This window comes from Clostridium sp. JS66 (assembly GCF_033561535.1).
GTDB classification, from domain to species: domain Bacteria; phylum Bacillota; class Clostridia; order Clostridiales; family Clostridiaceae; genus Clostridium_AM; species Clostridium_AM carboxidivorans.
In genome coordinates, this window is the sequence record NZ_CP131467.1 from 4,354,518 (window position 1) to 4,376,738 (window position 22,221).

Sequence of the window (22,221 nt, forward strand, 5' to 3'; positions counted from 1 at the left end):
ATATTATATCTTGTTTAACAGCAAATGTCTTGGGTAGACAAATAAGTTGATAATTTAATAAAAACTTTCAATGCCACCATCATCTGGAGAAATGATTTCTGATAGCTTGTGGAAGTTGCTGAATAATAGTGTTACTTATAGAAAAAATCTCAAAAAAATAGTAGCCCCGTGTGCAAATGGATAGCTACTATTTTTTAAGTATTAAGTTTATGGTACGACTAAGGCCACTACTTTTTCTTTTAAAGCTAGTCATATGAAGTCTTATCTTGAAATTATTTCTATACCATTTTCGGTTACAAGAACAGTATGTTCCCATTGTGCTGAAAGAGAACCATCAGCGGTCAATACAGTCCATCCATCATTTTTATCTATAAATATTTCATGACTTCCAGCATTTATCATTGGTTCAATTGTAAATACCATTCCAGGCGCTAAAACCATACCTCTTCCTCTTATTCCAAAATGAAAAACAAATGGTTCTTCATGAATATCTAACCCAACTCCATGTCCTCCAAATTCTCTAACTACTGAATACCCATTACTTTCCGCATGTTCCTGAATTGCCGCTCCAATATCTCCTAAAAATCCCCAGGGTTTAACTGCTTCCAATCCTTTATTTAGACATTCTTTAGATACTTGAACCAACTTCTTAGCTTCTTCCTTTACTTCACCAATCATAAACATTCTTGATGCATCTGAATAATATCCGTTAAGTATGGTTGTTGCATCTACATTTACAATATCACCACTTTTAAGAATAACATCGTTACTTGGTATTCCATGACATACCTCATTATTTATTGATACGCAAATACTTTTAGGAAAGCCCTCATAATTAAGATCAGCAGGTATTCCACCCTTTGATTTTGTATAATCATATGCTAATTTATCTATTTCCTCTGTTGTCATACCTTCTTTGATATTCTCACCAATTAAGTCTAGAAGGCCACTATTAATTTCGGCACTCTTTTTTATTCCTTCAATTTGCTCTTTTGTCTTTATAAGCTTTTTCGTTGGTACTATATATCCTTTTCTTTTTAAGTCACTTAACTTTTTATCAAATTCTAAATGACAATTTTTATATTTCAATCCACTTTTGCACCAACATGAATCATTCCTGTTTAATATCATACTATTACTCCTTATTTAATTAATCCTCCATGAAAATAACATTCATAAACTTTAATATCATCAAAATATATTTCCTCATATCCTTGAAACCATTTAAATTCTCCATTTATAATGCAATGATATTTATACTGTCCATTTTGATAAATAATAGGACCTCTATATGGATTATCCTTGGTCACTAAGCTCAAAACTTCCTTTAAAAAACTACCTGAAAATCTTTCATCCAAAACTCTTCCAGTATAATTCATTGACCAAAATGGAATATCATCTTGCCATAAACCTTCTTGTCCTGAAAATATTTCTCCACCTAAATAAGTATCAATATATTTTAGGTTGTTCTCTACATACTCTAAGTCATGAGAATTTGGTCTTGAGGGCTTGCATTCTAGCCCATTTCCAGCATATGTGGATTTTTTAGCCTTGCATAAAAATTCGATTATACTTTCATTTATATAATTAGTTTTATTTTCTTCAATATACAAGCGACAATTTTCTTCATAATCATTGACTAATTTGTCAATGCTTACTTTAAAGAAATCACTTAATTCAATTAATCTAGCTATATCAGGATAAGACTGCCCTACTTCCCATTTTGCAACCGCTTGTCTTGATATACCTAAGAATTCAGCCAATTTTTCTTGTGATAGACCTTTGGCTTTTCTAAGTGTTTGCAATTGTTCTTGAAAACTCATAAGTTTAATCCCTCCTTATATAGTATACTGGCAATATTATAATGTTTCTACCACTTAAATGTAACAAAGTTGACAACTAAAAGTTGCTTTCAGTAAAAAAATACTTTCAATAATTTCTTTATTTTATCATAACAAAACAGCCCAAAGCATTGGTATATGTTGCTTTTAGGCTGTTTTCGCACTTACTTATGATACGGTTCATCGTAACAATTATAATGCAGACTTTTTTATCTTATATGACTACTTAATTTACTGAAAATCTTCATTCATGTTTAATCTGCATCCTAACATTCCCACTGATTTTCCTTCATATCAACATGATTCGCATCTTTAAAGGATACACCTTCTTCTAATAGCAGAAATCGTTGTTCTTGCCACCCAGGTACCAATCTTCCAGCATGATTTACCACACGATGACATGGATATCTCCCATAAAATTCTGCTTGGCTAAGAACCTTCCCAACAAGTCGCGCATTTTTGGCTCTACCAATAAGGCTAGCAATTTGTCCATACGTAGCCACTTTCCCTTCTGGGATTTCTTCCACAACGGAAAGTATTTCATAAATTAATTTTTCATCCATAATTTTTTTCATATATTCACCTGCAATATGAATCCTTACTTGGATATATTGTTATATCTTTACACAATATTTTAATATTTAATGTTCTATCTTGGTGATATAATACTAACAAAAAATAAACAGTGCGTCAACGCAACATAGTGAGAGACAGTGATAATGAAGCTATTAAATTTAAATATGATACAAAAATCTTTTCAATGCAGTAAGTGTATTCATTATCGTCCAACTTGCCTTGACTAAGTATTTGTCAGTACTTAGTATCCTTTAAGATTTTTCTTACCATATTATAGACTTCTTATTTTTGTATATTAAATAAGTTATCTAAAATAAATTTATCAACAGTTCTATTAATACTTAAACTACCTATTTCATTAATCCATCCTTCTGGAATGACTATATATTTACATGTACTTTCTTTGCTTTTTAAATAATTATATATTATATGAACTTCATCTATTTCATTCTTACCAATATTAGTTAAAGTATTTAAAGCATTACCAAAATGGGATATGATATTACTTTTTAATTTATACTTTATTTCATCAACACTAAAATCACTAATTCTATACTTTTCACTGAAAATCACTTTATTATATCTTATTAAAAAAAACTTAATTTCTTTATCATTTAAAAACTCTACTAAAGCAATATTTTTATTGACTTCCGTAAATTCAATAATTTTTGCAGTATTTATTAAATGCTTCACTGATCTTATATAATCTCTATATTTAGCTGCACGTTCAAAATCAAAATTTTCAGCAGCAGTATTCATTTCCTGCTCCATTTCTTCAAGGATAGTCAAATCAGTTCCATTAAGAAGCTTCATCACTTTTTCCACTAGAACAAAATAATTCTTCTTAGAAGGATTATCTGTACACATACCAATACACAAATTTCTAGAATACCTTATACAGCCTGAAGCCTTTCGAGAACTATTAGTACACAAAATTTTGCTATGTTCCTTTATACCATAAAGCCCTTTTTCTATAGTATTTTTATTAGTATAAGGACCAAAATAAACATTTCCATGGGAATTATTAGTCTCGCTGACAATTTCAATATCTGGATATTTCTCATTCATGTTTATTGTAATATAACAATAGCCTTTGGGATTTTTCATTTGCCTATTATATATTGGTTTAATTTCTCTGATTAATTTACATTCAAGAAGTAAAGCTTCAAATTCCGTATCTGTTAATATATAATCAAAATCCTTAAGGTTTTTAACTAACTTTATTACTTTTGGAGAATGTGATTTGGAATTTATAAAATAAGACCCAACTCTATTTCTTAGGTTTTTGGATTTTCCCACATAAATAATAGTATCCAGCGAATCTTTCATAAGATATACTCCTGGTGAAAAAGGCAGTTTTTTAATTTTTTCTTTTATATCCAAAGTTATATCCTCCTAAAAATAAATCTAATTGCTCAACTTTTTTCGCAGTTTAAAAATTATGCTTATTATATTAAATTAAAATTTTGTATATGCAAAAGTTAATAATAACATTCCCCATTACATTTTCCATGGAGCAATTTATCTTTTACTACTTTTTCATAACTCTTGCTATCTTCAATATAATCTAACATATCTACAGCCTTTTTCAAATTTTGTACATCTCTTTCCATATTCTCAATGGAATTACCTCTTCCAACCAATTTTAAATGTGTAACACCAGCCTTTTTTAGTTCTTTTAAAGAACATAATCCACAGCCTGTCTTACCCAAAACATATGAATCTTCCATTTTCTCTTCATTTCCTGCATAACATTGATTTTCCATATAAATTTCTTCATTATACTTATTGTCCAGCTCTTTATAATATAGTTCAAGCTTTTTATCTACTTCTTCAAAACTATTTGCATCTTCACTCACTTTTGATAAATGATATGGCATTTTGCACAAATGTATCATTTCGTCACAATGCAGAGAATTACAAAAAGCCCCAGTATAATGACATCTCTCATTTAAAATAAATGCTTCATACTCTAAATTTTTCATTTTACTATTATTTATACATGATTTCATATCTTCAATTGAATTTTTTCTATGGAATATGTAACGGGATATATTAAGCTTATTAAAAAAATCAATAGAAAGACGATTTAATTCAGCACATTCTCCACTTAAATGTATGAAACATTTTATATTCTTCCCTTGCAAATATAATATAAGTGCAATGTCTGCTATAATAAATTCATTAAAACCAATATCCATTAAATCTTTTATTATTTTGGCTATCATTTCATATTGTTCTTCAAGGTAGTATAAACAATTAAAAGTTATACTTACTGGTACCTTATATACATCAACCATTCTTTTAAGTATTTTCATATCCTCAAGAGAACTTATCTGAATATTATAGTAAAGCACTTCTCTTCTATTTAAAGGAAATAGATTGCCATATTTTTTATTCCACTCATAGGGTACAAATCCGGAAAATACTTCATCTGCTCCAGCTTTAACTAATGTTTTATAATCATCAATACATCCTAGTCCTGCTGTTATCTTCATCATATTTTCCTCCTAAGTACAATAGGAAAGGTAACAAGCCTATTGGTTTACTTTCCTGCACACACCTTACATTATATAAAATTCAAAACAAATCTATCTATACCACTGTTTATGTAGTACTCTACTTTCTTTGAGTTTTTCAGCAAATTATCATCAAAAGCAAATAAAGAATTGTACCTTCCAACCATTTTTAAATGCTTTGGATAAGAAAAAACATAATCATTACAATACTTTTGGCATCCGGTAACAAGCTTCTGATTTCCTCTGTCCATGGTTGTACACATTGCATATAATGGACAGTACTGTGAGGTGTTTGTTTGATAAAAAGGAATATGTATACTGTGACATCCTTCTGCAATAGAAATTTTATAACCACAGTTTTCATATTCATATCTTTGTATTTTGCAATCTTTCAAAAACTTATTAAAAATTGAACTGTTAAGGCTATTTTCTGACATTAGCTTTTTATTTTCCATATATCCCTTCTTATAAATATATCTTGGATCTTTTTTTCTCTTATTCAATAAAACTCCTAATGACAACTTAAAATAATTTGTTTTATTCTCAACCAATTTTAACATTCCAAAATCATTTACTACAATCTCTATTTCCATATTATTTTTATCACACCAATTATATACTTTATTCATAATATCTCTTGTTTTTTCTATATAACAATCTCTCATATATGTAAAACATAAGGTTATTTGAAGTCCTTCCTCTTTTGCCTTTTGCATCATATTCATTAACATTTTTACTTCTGGAAATAAATTGTGGCAAAATTCATTTCCAATATAAAGCCTGGTAATATCTTTTTGAAACAATTTGTGATTATCTACAAAATTCTCTTTTAAATAGTCTTTTTTAAAGTTTCTGATATCCTTGTCCATATACTTTTTATATAAAATATCATTATCTAAAACAACAGCTAAATCTATTGAATGAATAATGTTATCATTCCATTCTGAATAATTTAGCCTTGACATCCAGTCTTTTTTCTGTTGTAGATAGTACTCATAAAATTCATAATCCAATTCTGCTGGATATCCAACCATTTCCTTTGAAAACTCATTATCATCACCAAAAGCTTTTAGCCTAACATATTTTGAATAGTTTTTTAAAATATTTCTCACATTATACGAATACTCCTGTCCTTCAATAAAAAAAACGTATGTTAAACTAAAATCTTCTTTTCTTTTTTCTATAATGTTATAATTTTTTATTATTACTTCTTCATATCTACATTCATCAAATATATAAAATATTACTTTTAAATAATCTATCTTATCTATTTCATCAGCCAAACGCACAGTTAACTTTTTAGGAGATATTTTTAATATACGTACTTCTCTATCATTTAGCAAACAGGTTAAAATTCCTGATGGTAAAAATTCTACTTCTTCCTTTTCCAAAATGTGATACCTCCTCTTAATAAACATACTCTATTACAATTTAATTATATATTATTATTTAACACAATATATAATTAAATAGCACCACCCCTAGTATTATAATATTTAAAATAAAAATAACCCATAAAAATCTAAAATTTTTATGGGTTTTATAATAGAAACATGGATAATCAAATCCACTAAATAGCAACTTTCTAATAGATAAACATGATAGAAAACTTTTTCTAAATACAACTTAACTAACATGCTTATGTAAAAAACACTATTTAGCAACATTAAAGTTTTCAAATGCTTTTTTTACTATTGGAACTACATAATGACTCCCGCCTCTTTCTTTTACATCCTGAGCCATAGCTATTACCAAAAGGTTAGGGTTATCTGTATTAACTGCTGCAAACCATCCTAGTTCAGTACCATTAGTATCACCTTGGGAGAGTTTAATTTCTGCAGTTCCAGTTTTTCCGGCTAAATTCAACCCTGGAATATACGCTTCGTGTCCAGTACCCCCAGGATTTTCAACAACTTGGATTAAATCCTTTAAAATTATATCTGCTATCTCCTTTGAAAAAACATTATTTTTCCATATCTCCGATTTCCCAGTTTCATTATACTTAAGATATGGTTTTATCATATTTCCACTATTAACAAAAGAACTATAGATAGCTGCTAAATGAAGAGGGTTTAACAATATTTGGCCTTGACCATATCCACTGTCTGCCAATTGAATTTCATCTTTCATATCTCCATCTGCATCAAACTGTGATTTAGACATTGCATATTCAAAAGGAACCTTTTCTCCTAAACCAAATCCCTTAAGTTCTGTTTGAAATGTACCCTTTCCTATATCTAGTGCTGCCTGTGCAAAATATATGTTGTCAGAATGAACTAATGCATTTATAAGGTTTGTTGGTTGTCCGTAATCATCAACTCTTGTAACAAAATAACTTCCCCAACTCTTATCCTTCTGCCATTTAAGTCCTGAAATATTCTTAGAAACTTCTTTATCAATCTTCTTCGTTTTAAGTCCTATTGCAGCAGTTACAGGCTTAAAAACTGATCCTGGGCATAAATTGCTTTGAAACCTATTATACAAAGGTTTTTTCTTATCTTCATTTAAATTTTTCCATAAATCCTGTGATAACCCCATTACAAAATCATTAGGATTATAAGAAGGCGTACTAACAAGAGCAAGTACCTCTCCAGTTTTTGGATTCATTGCAACTGCAGCTCCAGCATCTTTACTTAATTCATCATATAGAAGATTCTGCATATCAGAATCTATTGTTAACTTTAAATCCTCACCATTTTTTACAGCTGTACTAATTAAGGTCTTTTTCTTTTTCCCATTTTTATTAGCTATATATATTTCATATCCATTCTTTCCTCTAAGGACCTTTTCATATATCTTTTCTAATCCAGTTTTACCAACTACGTCACCATTTTTATAATCTGCATCTTTATTTTTTTCTATTTCATCTGCATTTATTGCTTGAACATATCCTACTAAATGTGCAGCCTTCTCCTTTAGTGGATATACCCTTGCTTTCTTTTCATTTACCATTACTCCTGGTATTTTTAAAAGTGAATCAATTTTTTCTTTATCATCTTCTGATATTGTTTTTATAGGAATAAACATATACTGCTGTACATAAGATGCTGACAGTTTTTTATTTATATCTTCTACTGGAACCTGCAGTACTTTTGAAACCTCCTCCTTTGATTTGTCTGCCTCATTACCAAGCTTCCCTGGTATAATACCTATTTCAGCTGCTGTGCCATCTAGTGCTAAAGCTTTGTTATTTCTATCTTTTATTTCACCTCTTTTAGCATTCAAAGTATTTATCCACACTTTATCTTCATTCTCAAGTTCAGGAAAAATCATCTTACTGCTCCATATAATTTTCCATGTTTTATTCTTCCTTAGTTGACCAACATTAGAAAAAGTTAATTTGCCTGCTACAGTATCCATTGTAACTTCAAAATTAATATTTTCTATACCTTTGTCGTATTTATTTTTCTCTAAACTTTTAACCTTTACATCAACTTTTTTTAATCCAATTCCATTATGAATATTTTTATAACGTTGAACAAAATCTGCTTCACTAATCTTACTCTTACTATCTTCGTCTATCATATCATACATAAATTTAAAGTCTTTCTTATTCCATGCATTCACATAACTATTAAAAGCCTCTTTAGCTAAGGCAGCTTTGTTTTTATTCCACCAGAGAATAGATATAAATGCTATTAATATAATTACTGTAAAAACAAATAGAACTAGCTTTTTATTTTTATATAACTTGTTATTTAAAAAATTGATTTTCATTAAATAATCCCTCTTAAAATAAATTCTTTTAATATTATGCTTAATTTAGTACAATATTCCACTCTTGGAATAAAATATCGAAACGGCATTTTATGAGCTCTGCTCAGAAGAAAATGTATTTCTCATAAACAAACTACATCTGAGCCTAAGGATCGCCTGATAACTCTTAAATGCCAACTTTTTACGTAAAAAATTATGATAACTTCTTCAATACATCAAGTGTGTGTGTAAGTATTTGTTTACTTCCCCACTTGCCATGTGATGGTATGACAATCTCTGCATTTGGAAACTTATTTATCAAATTTTGAACGGAATTAGGCCATTCTTTTGTATTAGCATCACTAGTATTTCCTATAGAATTAGACTCTAATGGTTTTGCAATACATCCAGCGTATAAAATCTTATACTTTGGCAACCATACAACAATATTATCAGCAGTATGTCCTTCACCTGGGAAATATACTTCCAGCTTAGTTTCTCCAAAGCTTAATACTTCATCATTATTAGTAATAGATGGATTAGGCCTATCATAACCTGATTTTTCAGCCATTTGAGCTGTTAGCGGAGTAGATTTAACATCTATTTTATTATCCAATAAAGTTTTAATTCCACCAATCCTATCCATATGTGCATGTGTTACTATTGCAGCAATAATGTTTTGATTAAATTTTTCTTTTGTTAGTTTTATTAATTCTTTTGTTTGATCATTAGTCCAAGGCGTATCTAACAATACCAATCCTTTAGTTGTTAAAACCAATAAACCATTTGATAAAGTTCTAACTCCATTAATGTTATAGTATGTGGTATGCACCCAAACATTATCATTAATTTTAGTTAACTGCACAAAAGTAGAATCATTGGTTCCACTTTTAAATACAGATTCTTTCACTTTTTCATCTCTAACTGAAGTTGTTTCATTTGTCTTATTGGAACAAGAACTCATAGTTACAATTAATACAAAACCTAAAAATATAATAAATACATGCTTAAACTTTTTCATAAATGAACTTATTCTCCCCTCATTTTTATAGATACCACGCCAGATACTTAACTTATGCGTAGAAATATATTTGAAAAACCAAATGCACATACAAAAAACTTTTACGTTATCTCTTATAAGCCAGAGTGTCCTCCTTAAATAATATTATTAAAAACTACAATTGTAATAATTAAAATATTACAGCTGTAGTTTTTAAAAGTCAATAAAAACTTTTCTACATTTTAGGACAATTGACAAGAAAAAACTAAAATATTATAATCTAATTATTACAAATGTAATAATTTGGAGGTTTTATATGTCAGATCTACCTAAAATTTCAGAAGCAGAATATAAAGTTATGAAAATCATATGGTTAAATACTCCTATAAGCACTAATGAAGTTATTGATAAGCTTATAGAAACTAGCACTTGGAACCCTAAAACAATTCAGACCTTACTTTCAAGACTAGTTAAAAAAGGTGCAATAACTTACGAAAAAAACAGTAGAACTTTTGTGTATACTCCACTAGTAAAAGAAGAAGAATACTTAGAACGGGAAAGCCGCTCTTTTTTAAATAGATTTTATAATGGAACATTAGCTTCTATGGTTCTAAGCTTTTTAGAAAAGGATAAATTAACAGAGGATGATATTAATGAATTAAAAGATATTTTAGATAAAAAAGTGAAAGGAAATAATAAAAATGTATAATTTATTTTTTATTCATTTCTTGTTAAGTACATTCGTTTTATCTATTCTTGGTAGTTGCATATTACTATTTAAGAGAATATTAAAAAAACATATTTCAATACAATGGCAGTACAATATTTGGTTTTTATTTTTAATTATGTTACTGATTCCTTTTATACCAAGCAGGTTTTTTAACTTGCTAAGTATAAATAACTTCTTATTTAATAAAATTACTCTAAACCATGATAATATAAAAAGTATATTTAATTTTAATCATACTACAAACGATATTATTCAGAGTTCAAATGGGTTGCAAGATTTTGCGGTATCAGTAAATCATTCAATTCCTGAATACCTAAATATTTTCTTTATGGGAATTTGGATAACAGGAATAATAGTTCTTATAATTACTTCCCTATGCTGTAATCGTAAGCTTAGTCATATAAAAAAATCAATGCACCCATTAGAAAATCAAAAAATTAAAAAAGCATTTAAACAATTTTCAAATGATATTGGAATAAATAGCAAATTGATGATAGGCAAATCATCATTAGTTGAAGCTCCCATTACTTTTGGTCTTTTCACTCCCCACATAGTATTACCTGCTAATGTCATTAACCAATTATCTGAAAATGATATAAAGTATATCTTACTTCATGAATTAAATCATTATAAAAATAAAGACATATTAGTTAATTATATTATGCTTATTTTTCAAGCATTATACTGGTTTAATCCTTTTATTTGGTTATTCTTTAATGAAATGCGTATAGATCGAGAAATTGCCTGTGATATTTCTGTTTTAAAAATGATTGATGAAAGCTGCTATATTGATTATGGTGAAGCAATTATTAATTTTGCTTATAAAACTTTAAAAATATCTTCTTTAGCTGTCTCCTCCAGTATAGGTGGCTCTAAGCATCAATTGAAAAAACGCATTGAAGAAATTTCAAATTTTACTACAGAATCAAAATTATTAAATATAAAAAGTATACTTATTTTCATATTTATTGGATGTCTTATTTTAAGTCAAACCCCTATAATTTCTGCTGCAGCCTATGATAATAATTTGTATAATTTTAAAGAACACTCAGTATCCTATGAAGATCTAAGTTCCTATTTTAACGGCTTTGATGGAAGCTTTGTACTTTATAATTTAAAGTCTAACCAATATAGTATTTATAATAAAAATAAAAGTGTTTTAAGGGTTTCACCAGATTCTACATATAAAATTTTTATTGGATTATTTGGATTAGAATCAGGTATTATACAAGTTAAAGATACTAATATGAATTGGGATGGTATAAATTATCCCTATGTAACCTGGAATAAAAATCAGAATTTATACTCTGCAATGCAAAATTCAGTAACTTGGTATTTCCAAGAGATAGATAAACAGCTTGGTATAAAAAATTTACAAACCTATTTTAATCAAACTCATTATGGCAATTGTGATTTTTCTGGCGGAATATCAAATTATTGGATTGAATCTTCCTTAAAAATATCACCAGTAGAACAAGTTCAGTTATTAAAAAATTTCTACACAAATAAATATAAATTTAAAGGAGAAAATATTAAAGCTATCAAAAATGCTATAAAAATATCTGAAAAAGATGAAAATGTTCTTTCTGGAAAAACTGGTACAGGTATTGTTAATGGTAAGAGTATAAATGGTTGGTTTATTGGATATGTAGAAAAAAATGATAATATTTATTTTTTTGCAACTAACATTCAAAATAATAATTATGCTAGTGGAAGTACTGCATCCAAAATTACATTGGATATTTTGAAGGATAAAAATATCTATTAAAATAACTTTGTTAGTAGAGAAATAACTTAAAACTTTCACATATTGATTACATCTGCATTAGACCTTCTCTAAAACTCTTCTTCCTTCAAATATTCCTCACTCTATTTATTTTTTGGTAAAATTCTACTATAATTATATATGTTTCACAAAAACAGAAAAATAAATGTAAAAATTACACAATTCAACTTTCACAACCCAATCATAATAAACGTAATGCTTTTAACTAATAATTAAAAATGAAGAATTAATAGTTACTGAAAACTTTATATGTGTAAAAGTTGGGTTATGAAACAATCTAGGAGGACTTAACATGGCCATTTTGGGAATAGATTTAGGTACTACAAATAGTTTAATATCATATTTCACAGAAAATGGTCCCATAATAATACCCAATGCTCTAGGCAGCAAATTAACACCTTCTGTTGTAAGTATTGATGATAATGGTGAAATATCAGTAGGACAAGTGGCAAAGGAACGTTTAATCACCCATCCTCATTGCACTGTTGCTGCTTTTAAACGTTATATGGGAACCAATAAAACCTTTCATATAGGAGATCATAAGTTTTTGCCAGAAGAACTCTCATCCTTTATTATACGTTCTTTAAAGATGGACGCTGAAGCATATCTAGGTGAACCTGTAAAAGAGGTCATAATTAGTGTGCCTGCGTATTTTAATGATACTCAAAGAAAAGCTACTCAAAGAGCTGGTAGATTGGCCGGACTAAAAGTAGAAAGATTAATAAACGAACCTACAGCTGCAGCAGTTGCTTATGGACTTCATCAAAAGGAAACAGAATCAAACTTCTTAGTTTTTGATTTAGGTGGTGGAACCTTTGATGTTTCTATATTGGAATTGTTTGAAAATGTAATGGAAGTAAGAGCTGTATCTGGAAATAACTTTTTAGGCGGAGAAGACTTTACCGAAGTTCTTGTTAATCTATTTATTGAGCATCATAAATTAAATAAAAAAACTTTAGATCTCAAAGTATATGTTGCTTTAAGAAAACAGGCAGAAATTTGCAAAAGAAATCTTAAAGAAAACAATTCTGCTTTTATGAACTGCCACATAGATGGACAAGTTTTAAAATTCAACATAACCCGCCAGGAATTTGAAATTGCAACTAAACCACTTATTAATAAACTTAGAAGCCCCATTGAAAGAGCTTTAAAAGATGCTTCAATAAATCCAGATGAGCTTGCTTCTATAATCCTAGTTGGTGGTGCTACTAGAATGCCTTTAATAAGCAGCTTTATAAGTAAACTCTTTGGCAGAATACCTTGCTGCAGCATTAATCCTGATGAAGCAGTTGCTTTAGGTGCAGGAATACAAGCTGCAATGAAAGAAAGAAATTCTGTATTAAAAGAAGTTGTACTTACAGACGTTTGTCCTTATACCCTTGGCACTGATGTAGTAGTCAGAGATGCTTCAGGGGGATTTGAGTCAGGACATTTCTTTCCAATCATAGAACGTAACACTGTAATACCTGCAAGCAAGCAAGAACTTTTGTATACAATATATGATAACCAAAAATCCATAAACGTTGGAATATATCAAGGAGAAAGTCGGCTTACAGAAAACAATATTAAGCTTGGAGAACTAAACATTGATGTACCTCAAGCTCCAGCTGGCAGCGAGGCTATTGCTGTAAGATATACCTATGATATTAATGGAATTTTAGAGGTAGAAGTAACTGCTGTTGAAACTGGATTAAAAAAGAGAATAGTTATTGAAGAAAATCCAGGTATGATGTCTGAAGAAGAAATTGCAAAAAGGCTTAAAGCCTTAGAAAATATAAAGATACATCCAAGAGACAGGATGGAAAATAAACTGCTTATTTCTCGTGGAGAACGTCTTTATGAAGAATGTCTTGGAAATGACAGAATTTTAATTGACAACATGCTTCAAGATTTTGAGTATATATTGAAGCGTCAAAATAATGATGAAATAAAAAAAGCTGCTAATGTATTAAAGAAAAAATTAGATGAAATAGAAAAATATCAGGAGTTTTAAAATGAATTATTGGAATATATTAAATATAGAACCTACCGTTGATATAAAAGCAATTAAACGAGCTTATGCTAGTAAATTAAAATTATATCACCCTGAGGATGACCCAGAAGGCTTTCAAAAGCTCAGAGAAGCCTATGAAGCTGCCTTAAAAGAAGCAAAATATATAAAAGAAGTTAAATCTTCAAATATTGTTAAAGATGAAAAAACAGTCTTACAAAATGAGAATTTAACATTAAATACTAAATTCACTAATACTTATAAGGATTTTAATGAAAATGAATCAGCAAATGTTTCTGAAAACTTAGTGGACAAATTTATGAATAGAGTTCATACAATATACCATGACTTCTTTAAAAGGATTGACATCAACAATTGGATACAATTATTAGAAGATGAAACCTTTTGGGGATTAGGTATAAAAAAAGCCTTAAGCTTTAATATGCTGGAATTTTTAATGGATAACTATAATCTTCCACATGATGTTTGGCTTTTATTAAATGAATACTTTTTTTGGACTGAAGACGAAAATGATTTATATAAGCAATTTGATGAATCTTTTATAAATTTCATTATGGGTCAGCTTTATTCTCCATACAGTTTACGTTATGACTTCTTTAAAAAGGATTATGAATGTAATTATGATGAATTTATATCTCTTCGTTTAACTGCTTTTAATGCACTAATAAATAATAATCTAGAAGCTGCACAAAAATCCTTAAAAGCTGCTGTGGAAATATTCTCCGATGATCCTGATTTACTTCGTATGCTAGGTACATATTATTTGAGGGTGGACAACTTACAAAATTCAAAATCAACTTTTACTCATTTAATAGAGGCTGCTCCAAAGGAAATTGATGGATACTTAAATAGAGGCTATATATTCTTAAAGCTTAAAGAAATAAATAGTGCTTATTACGATTTTCAGCAAGCTCTTACTTTAATGCCTGATAATGTGTCTGCTTTAAGAGGACTCGCAAAGTGCTATTTCCATTTTAATAACCTACTGGAATCAAAAATTTTATATGAACAAATATCTGAAACATACCCTTATGATGTTGATTCTCGTGCATGTATACTTGAAATAAATGCCAAATTAATTGATGAATATAGTGAAAAGTTAGCTAATGATCCTGAAAATATTAGCATATTATACGAATTAGCTAAAATCTATTTTGAAATGGATTACTTTGATCAATGCTGCAGCACTATTAAACGAGTACCAAAAAATGCGAATGTAAATTCTGATATGTATTTATTACTAGCAAGAGCTTTATATAACATGAAAGAAGAGGAAAAATGCTTAAAATTCTTTGATAAAGCTTTAGCAATGTCATATGAAGAAGGTAAAAATGGTTATGATGTACTTTTCCACAGAGGAGTATTCTTCTTAGAATTAAAACAAGATTTTGATGCAGCATTAAAGGATTTTAAAGCTGCTCTAAAGATAAATAGGTATGATGCTGAGCTCCTGTCTAACCTTGGTGATGCTTATAGATGCAATGGTGATCATCATAAGGCTGTAGAATTTTGTGATGAAGCTATTAAAATTAATCCAGCTAAATGGATATATTATTCTATTAGAGGAATTGCTCACTATGCTTTGAAAAATTTCAAAGAAGCAAGAAATGATCATCGTGTAGTTGTAAATCATAGATATTCTTTTTCTAACGCATGGTATAGAAAAGGTTATTGTCATCTTCAATTAGGAGAATATGAGGAGTCCGCAAATTCTTTTAAAGAAGCATTAGACTGGCATACATCTATTAAAGATATACATTTGCGTCTAGCTTTAACTCATTTTAAACTTAAAGATTTGAGAGCTGCTCTTAAGCATATAAAGCTTTATTGTGATGCTAATCCTAAAGATCCTTTTGGTTTCATACTAATGGGAGATATCCATAGAGCTAATGGAGATGTATCAAGAGCCCTTAATGATTATCTTACAGCTTATGAATTAAAACCTGACAGCTGCAAAATACTTAAACTTCTAGCCTATTGCTGTTCATATAAACAGGATTTCAAAAAGGCTTTTGAATATTATGAGAAAATACTAGAGATTAATAAAGAGGATGAGGATTCATATATTAACTCTATATGGCTTTGTGCTGAACTCAATGATTTTATAAACGGAGGAACTGCTTCTTCAGATTATGAAAACTTTGTGAAGAAAAATCATGATATTAAATTAAATCCATACACTGAATTCCATTATGGTGTAATTTTATACAAAAAGGGCTTATGCAGAATTGCTATTTACAATCTTGAAAATGCACTTGAATTAGGATTAAAAAGTGGTGATTTATTAAGTTATTTAAGTATGGTTTATTATGAATCAGGCAACAAGAAAAATGCACTTAAGTATGCTAAAGAGGCATTAGATACTGATCCTTCTAATGAAGATTTTAAAGTTCGCTATGAAGGTATTCTAAAATATCAGTGCAGAAAAGGCTTTTTAATGTTCAAAACAAATCCGTCTTCACAAAAAGCTTGGCCTTCTACTAAACCATTAGATCATTACCCTTTAAATTTACCTACTTTAAATATTAGTATAGGAGAAAATTATGAAGAAGATTTATAACCCAGATAACTTAAGTGAAGCTCAACTTTGGATGATAGCTTTAAGTTCAGTATTAGGCGAACAAAATGATCATCGTCATGATACTTTATGTGGCTGTGAAAAAACACCTGAGCTAATAGAAGATATTAGACATATGATGAAACGTGATTGGGGAATATCAAATAAAGCCGACCTTCTAGGCTCTCTTAACTGGCTTCTTAAGGATGGTCATGGAATTGATTTTTTACAGGAAAGGTACTTTTTTTCTGCTCTTTCTGAAACTGAACAAAACACATATTTGAACAGACTTGATAAAAATTCTTCAAAATACATTCAGTACAATCTTATCAAAAATTATGACAAAATTACTCCTAATGCAGGAGTACTAGCATGGGATTACGGTAGATATATATTTTTATGTAGATGTGGAGTTTTCCTTAATTATATCTCCAGTGAAGAAGCCTGGAATCTTATGCTGAAAGTTGCTAAACTTGCACAAAAGGCTTACTCCAGCTGGAGGGAATATGGATTAGCTTACATTGCAGGAAGGCAAACCTGGTTAAAAAATATGTCTGCAGATTCTGCTGAAGAACAAGTTTCCAAGATTAAAAATTTAATTATAGATAAAGAAAGTCCATGGAATAGATTAGATTGGAATACAAACTTAGAATAAGTCTAAAAATCAATGAATCTTACTTAGTGAACGTATTACGGTAGATAATCATCAAAAATAGAACACATATGAAAATAAAGATGGCAACTATAATAAAGTGCCATCTTTTCTATTAGAAATTTATTTGTAAAAATACATAACTTGTGATAAATTTTAAATGATGTATTTAAAATCTCTTCGTTGCTATTCATCATTTTTTATTCTACTATTCAGTATAGGTATCATAGTAGCTATTACTAAAATTGCTAATATTACAAATGCCATTCCATTAGAAGCAGCAAATCCACTTGGCTCAGTTCCTTTTATAATGCCTGATACTTGGAATATTATACCGATAAGACCTATTATAGAACCACCAGCAACAAGTCCAGAAGATAAACTTATACCATTGGAAACTCTAACTTCTTTTTCTCTTTCTGATTTAGAAGCTCTTTCTACAAGAAGACGAACTATTGCACCTACTAATATTATAGAAGTAGTAGATATTGGTAAATAAAATCCTATAGCAACTGTCATTATAGGAAGGTCTAATAAAAATAAAACTATTCCCATAACAGCACCAGCAATTATCATAACCCAAGGAAGCTTACCTGACATTATACCAGCAGTTAGTGTTGACATTAAGTTAGCTTGAGGTAGTGCAAATGGTACTTTATCACCAGTCATTGCAAGCTGGCTTGAAAGTATTAATATGGTACCAGTAACTACTGCAACACCAACTACACCAGCAACCGCAAAATATTTTTGCATTTCATTTTTATCTCCACCAATTACAAAAGTAACTTTTTGTGATTGACAATAACCACCAGCCGTAGCTATAGCAGTAACTATAAATGTACCAAATAAAAGTAATGATCTATTACTTCCAGGATTTTTCCATCCCATTATGACAAATAGCAATGTTACAAGAACTATAGAAGATATAGTCATACCAGACACAGGAAGGTTTGAAGTTCCTATAGTACCAGTTAAACGGCCAGAAACTATAACAAATAGCATTGATAAGAATAATGACAAAATAGAAGCAGTTATTGCCATTACCATATTGCCACCAGATACTAAAAATCCACCTATAAAACCTACCACTATACCACCCAGTAATATTAAAGTTCCTGCAGATGAGCCTCCCTCACCATTTGTAGACTTAGCATTAAGAGTTTCTTGTATAGAAGATACTATAGTTGGTATAAGCCTTATGGCACCTATTAATCCACCAGAGAGCATCATACCTGCTCCAATATATTTTACATAACTACCAGCTATATGTTTAACCTGCATAGCACTTATAGCTACACCTGGATTGTTCCATACATTAGCTCCACCTTTTCCAAAGCCTGCAAAATAGCCTATTAAAGGCAAAACAGCAAAATTAGATAGTATAGAACCAGCAAACATAGTTAATGAAACATCCATACCAACTATAAATCCTATACCCAGTAATAGAGGATTAACTTCAACTTCAAATCTCCACTTATAAAAGGACTCATTTATATAGCTTATAACATTATTAGCTATATTTAAAAACGAACTAGTTATAACAGTTATAATACCACCTATTACAAATCCAATTCCCATATACTTCATTGATTCCCCAGCACCTTCTGAAGCAACAAGTGTTTCAGATATGGCCATGGATTCAGGATACATTAATTTTCCGTGTTCTTCAACAATTAAGTAACTATAAACAAGAGAAGCTATTCCTACACCAAATAAAACTCCACCTACACCAACAGCAAATCCTTCTAAAAAAGAAACTTTAGAACCTATTAAAAATATTGCTGGCAAAACAAATATCATACCACTAGCAATTGATTCTCCACCGCTTGACATACCTTGAAGTAAGTTTTTACCAAGAATACCTTTTTGTTTTGCAAGTACAGCTATAAATGCAGACCCTATTATAGAACCAGGTATACCAGCAGCAACTGTAAGCCCTGATTTCATACCTGAATAAGCAGTAGATGCTGCAAATAGTGCAGCTAAAATAATACCAATTATTAGTACAACACCATTTCCACCAGACCTCGATCCCTTTGAAATATAAGGAACATAGTCTTTGCCAGCTATTCCACCATATGCATTTTTAGATAACTTATTATCCATAAAACGCACCTCCTTTTATGTTTTATAGAACAATTATTGCCAAAATAAATTTTGCAATTAAGAAGATTAGTTAATTAAAAGAACCTCCTTCAAGAAATATTGTCCTCAGTTCTCAAATTTTCTATACATTTAGTATTCTTTTTAACTATCTATCAACTTTCTCCTTTATTCCTGAATGTTTAATTGCCCAAGATAATACAAATACACTATGATTAATTAAAAGGATGGTTTAATATGAAAATCATTAAAAAAGATCAGATTATTAAGCTTTATAAGAATGGTCTTGAAATAGAAAAGATAATAAAATAAAGATGGCACCTATATTATAGTGCCATCTTTTTCATTACAAATTTGTTTTTTCTATGTAGTGACAATTAACGTCGATATGGTTTAAAAATAGTAGTAATCTTTCATAAGTGGGGTGAGCTTCGTCACCATACTTTGTTTCTAGATTTTCTCCAATATCTTTTACTGTTTTCTTGCCATCTATTTGTAAAAACACATAACTTGCATATTCATCCAGAGTAATTTTTTTATATTCTGGAATTCTAAACTTAATTTTTCTAAAGAACCTTTGAATCTTGTGATCTTGCTTTTCAAGTATAGTCACAATATTGTCCTTGTCCACTTCATATTCTAAATTATCAACGATTTTAAATATTATATTTAAAACATCTTCGTTGTTATTCAGCATCTTTCACCTTACTGTTTAATATAGGCACTACAGAAGCTATTATTAAAGCTATAAGTATTATATATGCCATTCCATTAGAAGCAGCAAATCCACTTGGTTCGCCTACTTTTATAACTTTTACTACATTTATAAGTATTATACCTACAAGTCCTATTATAGAGCCACCAGCAACAAGTCCAGAAGATAAACTTATACCATTAGCAACCCTAGCTTCTTTTACTTTTTCAGACTTGGACATTTTTTCTACAAATAAACGCATGAAAGCACCTATTAATATTATAGAGTTTGTAGATATTGGTAAGTAAAATCCTATAGCAATTGTCATTACAGGAAGTTTTAATAAGTATAAGAACAATCCCATAACAGCACCAACAATTATCATAACCCAAGGTAATTTACCTGACATTATACCTGCAGTCAATGTTGACATCAAGTTAGCCTGAGGTAATGCAAATGGTACATTGTCACCAGTCATTGCAAGCTGACTAGAAAGTACTAATATAACACCAGTAACTACTACAACACCAACTATACCAGCTATAGTAAAATATTTTTGCATTTCATTTTTGTCACCACCAATTATAAAGGTAACCTTTTGTGATTGACAATATCCACCAGCTGCAGATATTGCAGTAACTATAAAAGTACCAAATAAAAGTAGAGATTTGTTATTTTCAGGAGTTTTCCATCCCATTACAACAAACAATAATGTTACAACAACTATAGAAGCTATAGTCATACCTGATACAGGAAGGTTTGAAGTACCTATAGTACCAGTTAAACGACCAGAAACTATAACAAATAGTAATGATAAAATTATTGATAAAATAGCTCCACATATTGCCATAGCTATATTACCATCAGATACCAAGAATCCACCTATAAATCCTATTACTATGCCTCCAATTATTATTAAATTTCCAACAGATGAACTGCCAGCATTTGAAGATTTAGCATTAAGAGTTTCCTTTATAGAAGATACTATAGTTGGTATAAGTCTTACAGCACCTATTAAGCCACCTGAAAGCATCATACCTGCTCCTATATATTTTACATAACTACCAGCTATGTCTTTAACTTGCATTGCACCTATAGTAACATGAGGATTATTCCATACAGTTGCACTTCCCTGACCAAGAGAAACAAAATAACCTATTAAAGGCAAAACAGCAAAGTTAGATAGTATAGAACCAGCAAACATCATTAAAGAAACATCCATACCAACTATAAAGCCTATACCTAATAATAGAGGATTAACTTCAACCTCAAGCTTCCATTTATAAAAAGATTCGTTTACATAGCTTATAACGTTATTAGTCACATTTAAAAATGAACTAGTTATAACAGTTATAACACCGCCTATTCCAAAGCCGATTCCCATGTACTTCATTGATTCACCAGCACCTTCTGAAGCAACAAGTGTTTCAGATATAGCCATTGATTCAGGGTACATTAATTTTCCGTGTTCTTCAATCATCAAATAATTATGAACAAGTGAAGCTCCTCCTACACCAAATAAAACTCCACCTACACCAACAACAAAACCTTCTAAGAAATTAACTTTTGAACCTATTAAAAGTATTGCTGGTAAAACAAATATCATACCACTAGCAATGGATTCACCACCACTTGACATACCTTGAACTAAGTTTTTGCCAAGGATACCTTTTTGTTTAGCAAATATAGCTATAAATGCGGAACCTATTATTGAACCAGGTATACCAGCAGCAACTGTAAGCCCTGATTTCATACCTGAATAGGCAGTAGATGCTGCAAATAATGCAGCTAAAATAATACCGATTGTTAATACAGCAACATTTCCACCAGATTTAGAACCACTGGAAATGTAAGGAACGTAGTCTTTACCCGCTACGCCACCATATGCATCTTTAGATAATTTTTTATCCATAAGATGTACCTCCTTTTATATTTTATAATTATGGTAACACTGCAATTCATTATAGTATAACTATAATTATAAAATAGATTATACCATAATTATTGCTAAAAATACACTTTTTTAATTTTATAAATAAAAAAAATTATTCATCAA

Annotated in this window: 16 protein-coding genes; 5 read left to right on the top strand and 11 right to left on the bottom strand. The window is 29.7% G+C overall.

All coding sequences use genetic code 11. The features are described from left to right. Positions 1–261: 261 nt before the first annotated feature. From Q6H37_RS20250 to bla, 8 genes are all read right to left on the bottom strand, one after another. Positions 262–1,131: a methionyl aminopeptidase gene (locus tag Q6H37_RS20250; protein WP_318735869.1), complete on the bottom strand. Its 870-nt coding sequence runs from the start codon at positions 1,129–1,131 to the stop codon at positions 262–264. 11 nt (positions 1,132–1,142) lie between these two features. Next, positions 1,143–1,823, bottom strand: a complete 681-nt coding sequence (locus tag Q6H37_RS20255; protein ID WP_318735872.1) for a DUF5680 domain-containing protein — start codon at positions 1,821–1,823, stop codon at positions 1,143–1,145. A gap of 284 nt (positions 1,824–2,107) precedes the next feature. Beyond that, positions 2,108–2,416 carry a methylated-DNA--[protein]-cysteine S-methyltransferase gene (locus tag Q6H37_RS20260; protein ID WP_318735874.1) on the bottom strand — a complete coding sequence of 103 codons (309 nt, stop codon included), beginning with the start codon at positions 2,414–2,416 and terminating at the stop codon, positions 2,108–2,110. 283 nt (positions 2,417–2,699) lie between these two features. Next, positions 2,700–3,800: a UvrB/UvrC motif-containing protein gene (locus tag Q6H37_RS20265; protein ID WP_318735877.1), complete on the bottom strand. Its 1,101-nt coding sequence runs from the start codon at positions 3,798–3,800 to the stop codon at positions 2,700–2,702. A 98-nt stretch (positions 3,801–3,898) separates the two neighbouring features. Then, positions 3,899–4,915, bottom strand: coding sequence for a U32 family peptidase (locus Q6H37_RS20270; RefSeq protein WP_318743085.1), 1,017 nt, complete (start codon positions 4,913–4,915; stop codon positions 3,899–3,901). Between the two features lie 71 nt (positions 4,916–4,986). Further along, positions 4,987–6,327 (bottom strand): hypothetical protein, encoded by a 1,341-nt coding sequence (locus tag Q6H37_RS20275; RefSeq protein WP_318735879.1) that lies wholly within the window; start codon positions 6,325–6,327, stop codon positions 4,987–4,989. Between the two features lie 262 nt (positions 6,328–6,589). After that, positions 6,590–8,653 (bottom strand): penicillin-binding transpeptidase domain-containing protein, encoded by a 2,064-nt coding sequence (locus tag Q6H37_RS20280; RefSeq protein ID WP_318735882.1) that lies wholly within the window; start codon positions 8,651–8,653, stop codon positions 6,590–6,592. A 193-nt stretch (positions 8,654–8,846) separates the two neighbouring features. Then, a complete protein-coding gene (bla, locus tag Q6H37_RS20285) occupies positions 8,847–9,653 on the bottom strand; it encodes a subclass B1 metallo-beta-lactamase (RefSeq protein WP_318735884.1) in 807 nt (268 codons plus the stop codon). Between the two features lie 295 nt (positions 9,654–9,948). Between bla and Q6H37_RS20290 the strand changes: the two genes are divergently transcribed. From Q6H37_RS20290 to Q6H37_RS20310, 5 genes are all read left to right on the top strand, one after another. After that, positions 9,949–10,341, top strand: coding sequence for a BlaI/MecI/CopY family transcriptional regulator (locus Q6H37_RS20290; protein ID WP_318735886.1), 393 nt, complete (start codon positions 9,949–9,951; stop codon positions 10,339–10,341). Beyond that, positions 10,334–12,130, top strand: a complete 1,797-nt coding sequence (locus Q6H37_RS20295; RefSeq protein ID WP_318735888.1) for a BlaR1 family beta-lactam sensor/signal transducer — start codon at positions 10,334–10,336, stop codon at positions 12,128–12,130. Before Q6H37_RS20290 ends, Q6H37_RS20295 begins: the two co-directional genes overlap by 8 nt. Positions 12,131–12,440: 310 nt before the next feature. Further along, positions 12,441–14,141, top strand: a complete 1,701-nt coding sequence (locus Q6H37_RS20300; protein WP_318735891.1) for a molecular chaperone HscC — start codon at positions 12,441–12,443, stop codon at positions 14,139–14,141. Position 14,142: 1 nt separating this feature from the next. Next, positions 14,143–16,719, top strand: coding sequence for a tetratricopeptide repeat protein (locus tag Q6H37_RS20305; RefSeq protein ID WP_318735894.1), 2,577 nt, complete (start codon positions 14,143–14,145; stop codon positions 16,717–16,719). Continuing rightward, on the top strand, positions 16,703–17,371 hold the full coding sequence (locus Q6H37_RS20310) for a DUF1266 domain-containing protein (protein WP_318735897.1): 669 nt from the start codon (positions 16,703–16,705) through the stop codon (positions 17,369–17,371). The genes Q6H37_RS20305 and Q6H37_RS20310 overlap by 17 nt, the downstream gene beginning before the upstream one ends. Before the next feature lie 183 nt (positions 17,372–17,554). Here the strand turns inward: Q6H37_RS20310 and Q6H37_RS20315 are convergent, their stop codons facing one another. The 3 genes from Q6H37_RS20315 to Q6H37_RS20325 all read right to left on the bottom strand — a co-directional run bounded on the left by Q6H37_RS20315 (position 17,555) and on the right by Q6H37_RS20325 (position 22,077). After that, positions 17,555–19,474, bottom strand: coding sequence for an OPT/YSL family transporter (locus tag Q6H37_RS20315; RefSeq protein ID WP_318735899.1), 1,920 nt, complete (start codon positions 19,472–19,474; stop codon positions 17,555–17,557). Positions 19,475–19,817: 343 nt separating this feature from the next. Further along, entirely contained in the window at positions 19,818–20,168 is a 351-nt protein-coding gene (locus Q6H37_RS20320; protein WP_318735903.1) for a PqqD family protein, read from the bottom strand. Continuing rightward, entirely contained in the window at positions 20,158–22,077 is a 1,920-nt protein-coding gene (locus Q6H37_RS20325) for an OPT/YSL family transporter (protein ID WP_318735904.1), read from the bottom strand. The genes Q6H37_RS20320 and Q6H37_RS20325 overlap by 11 nt, the downstream gene beginning before the upstream one ends. Positions 22,078–22,221: the final 144 nt, after the last annotated feature.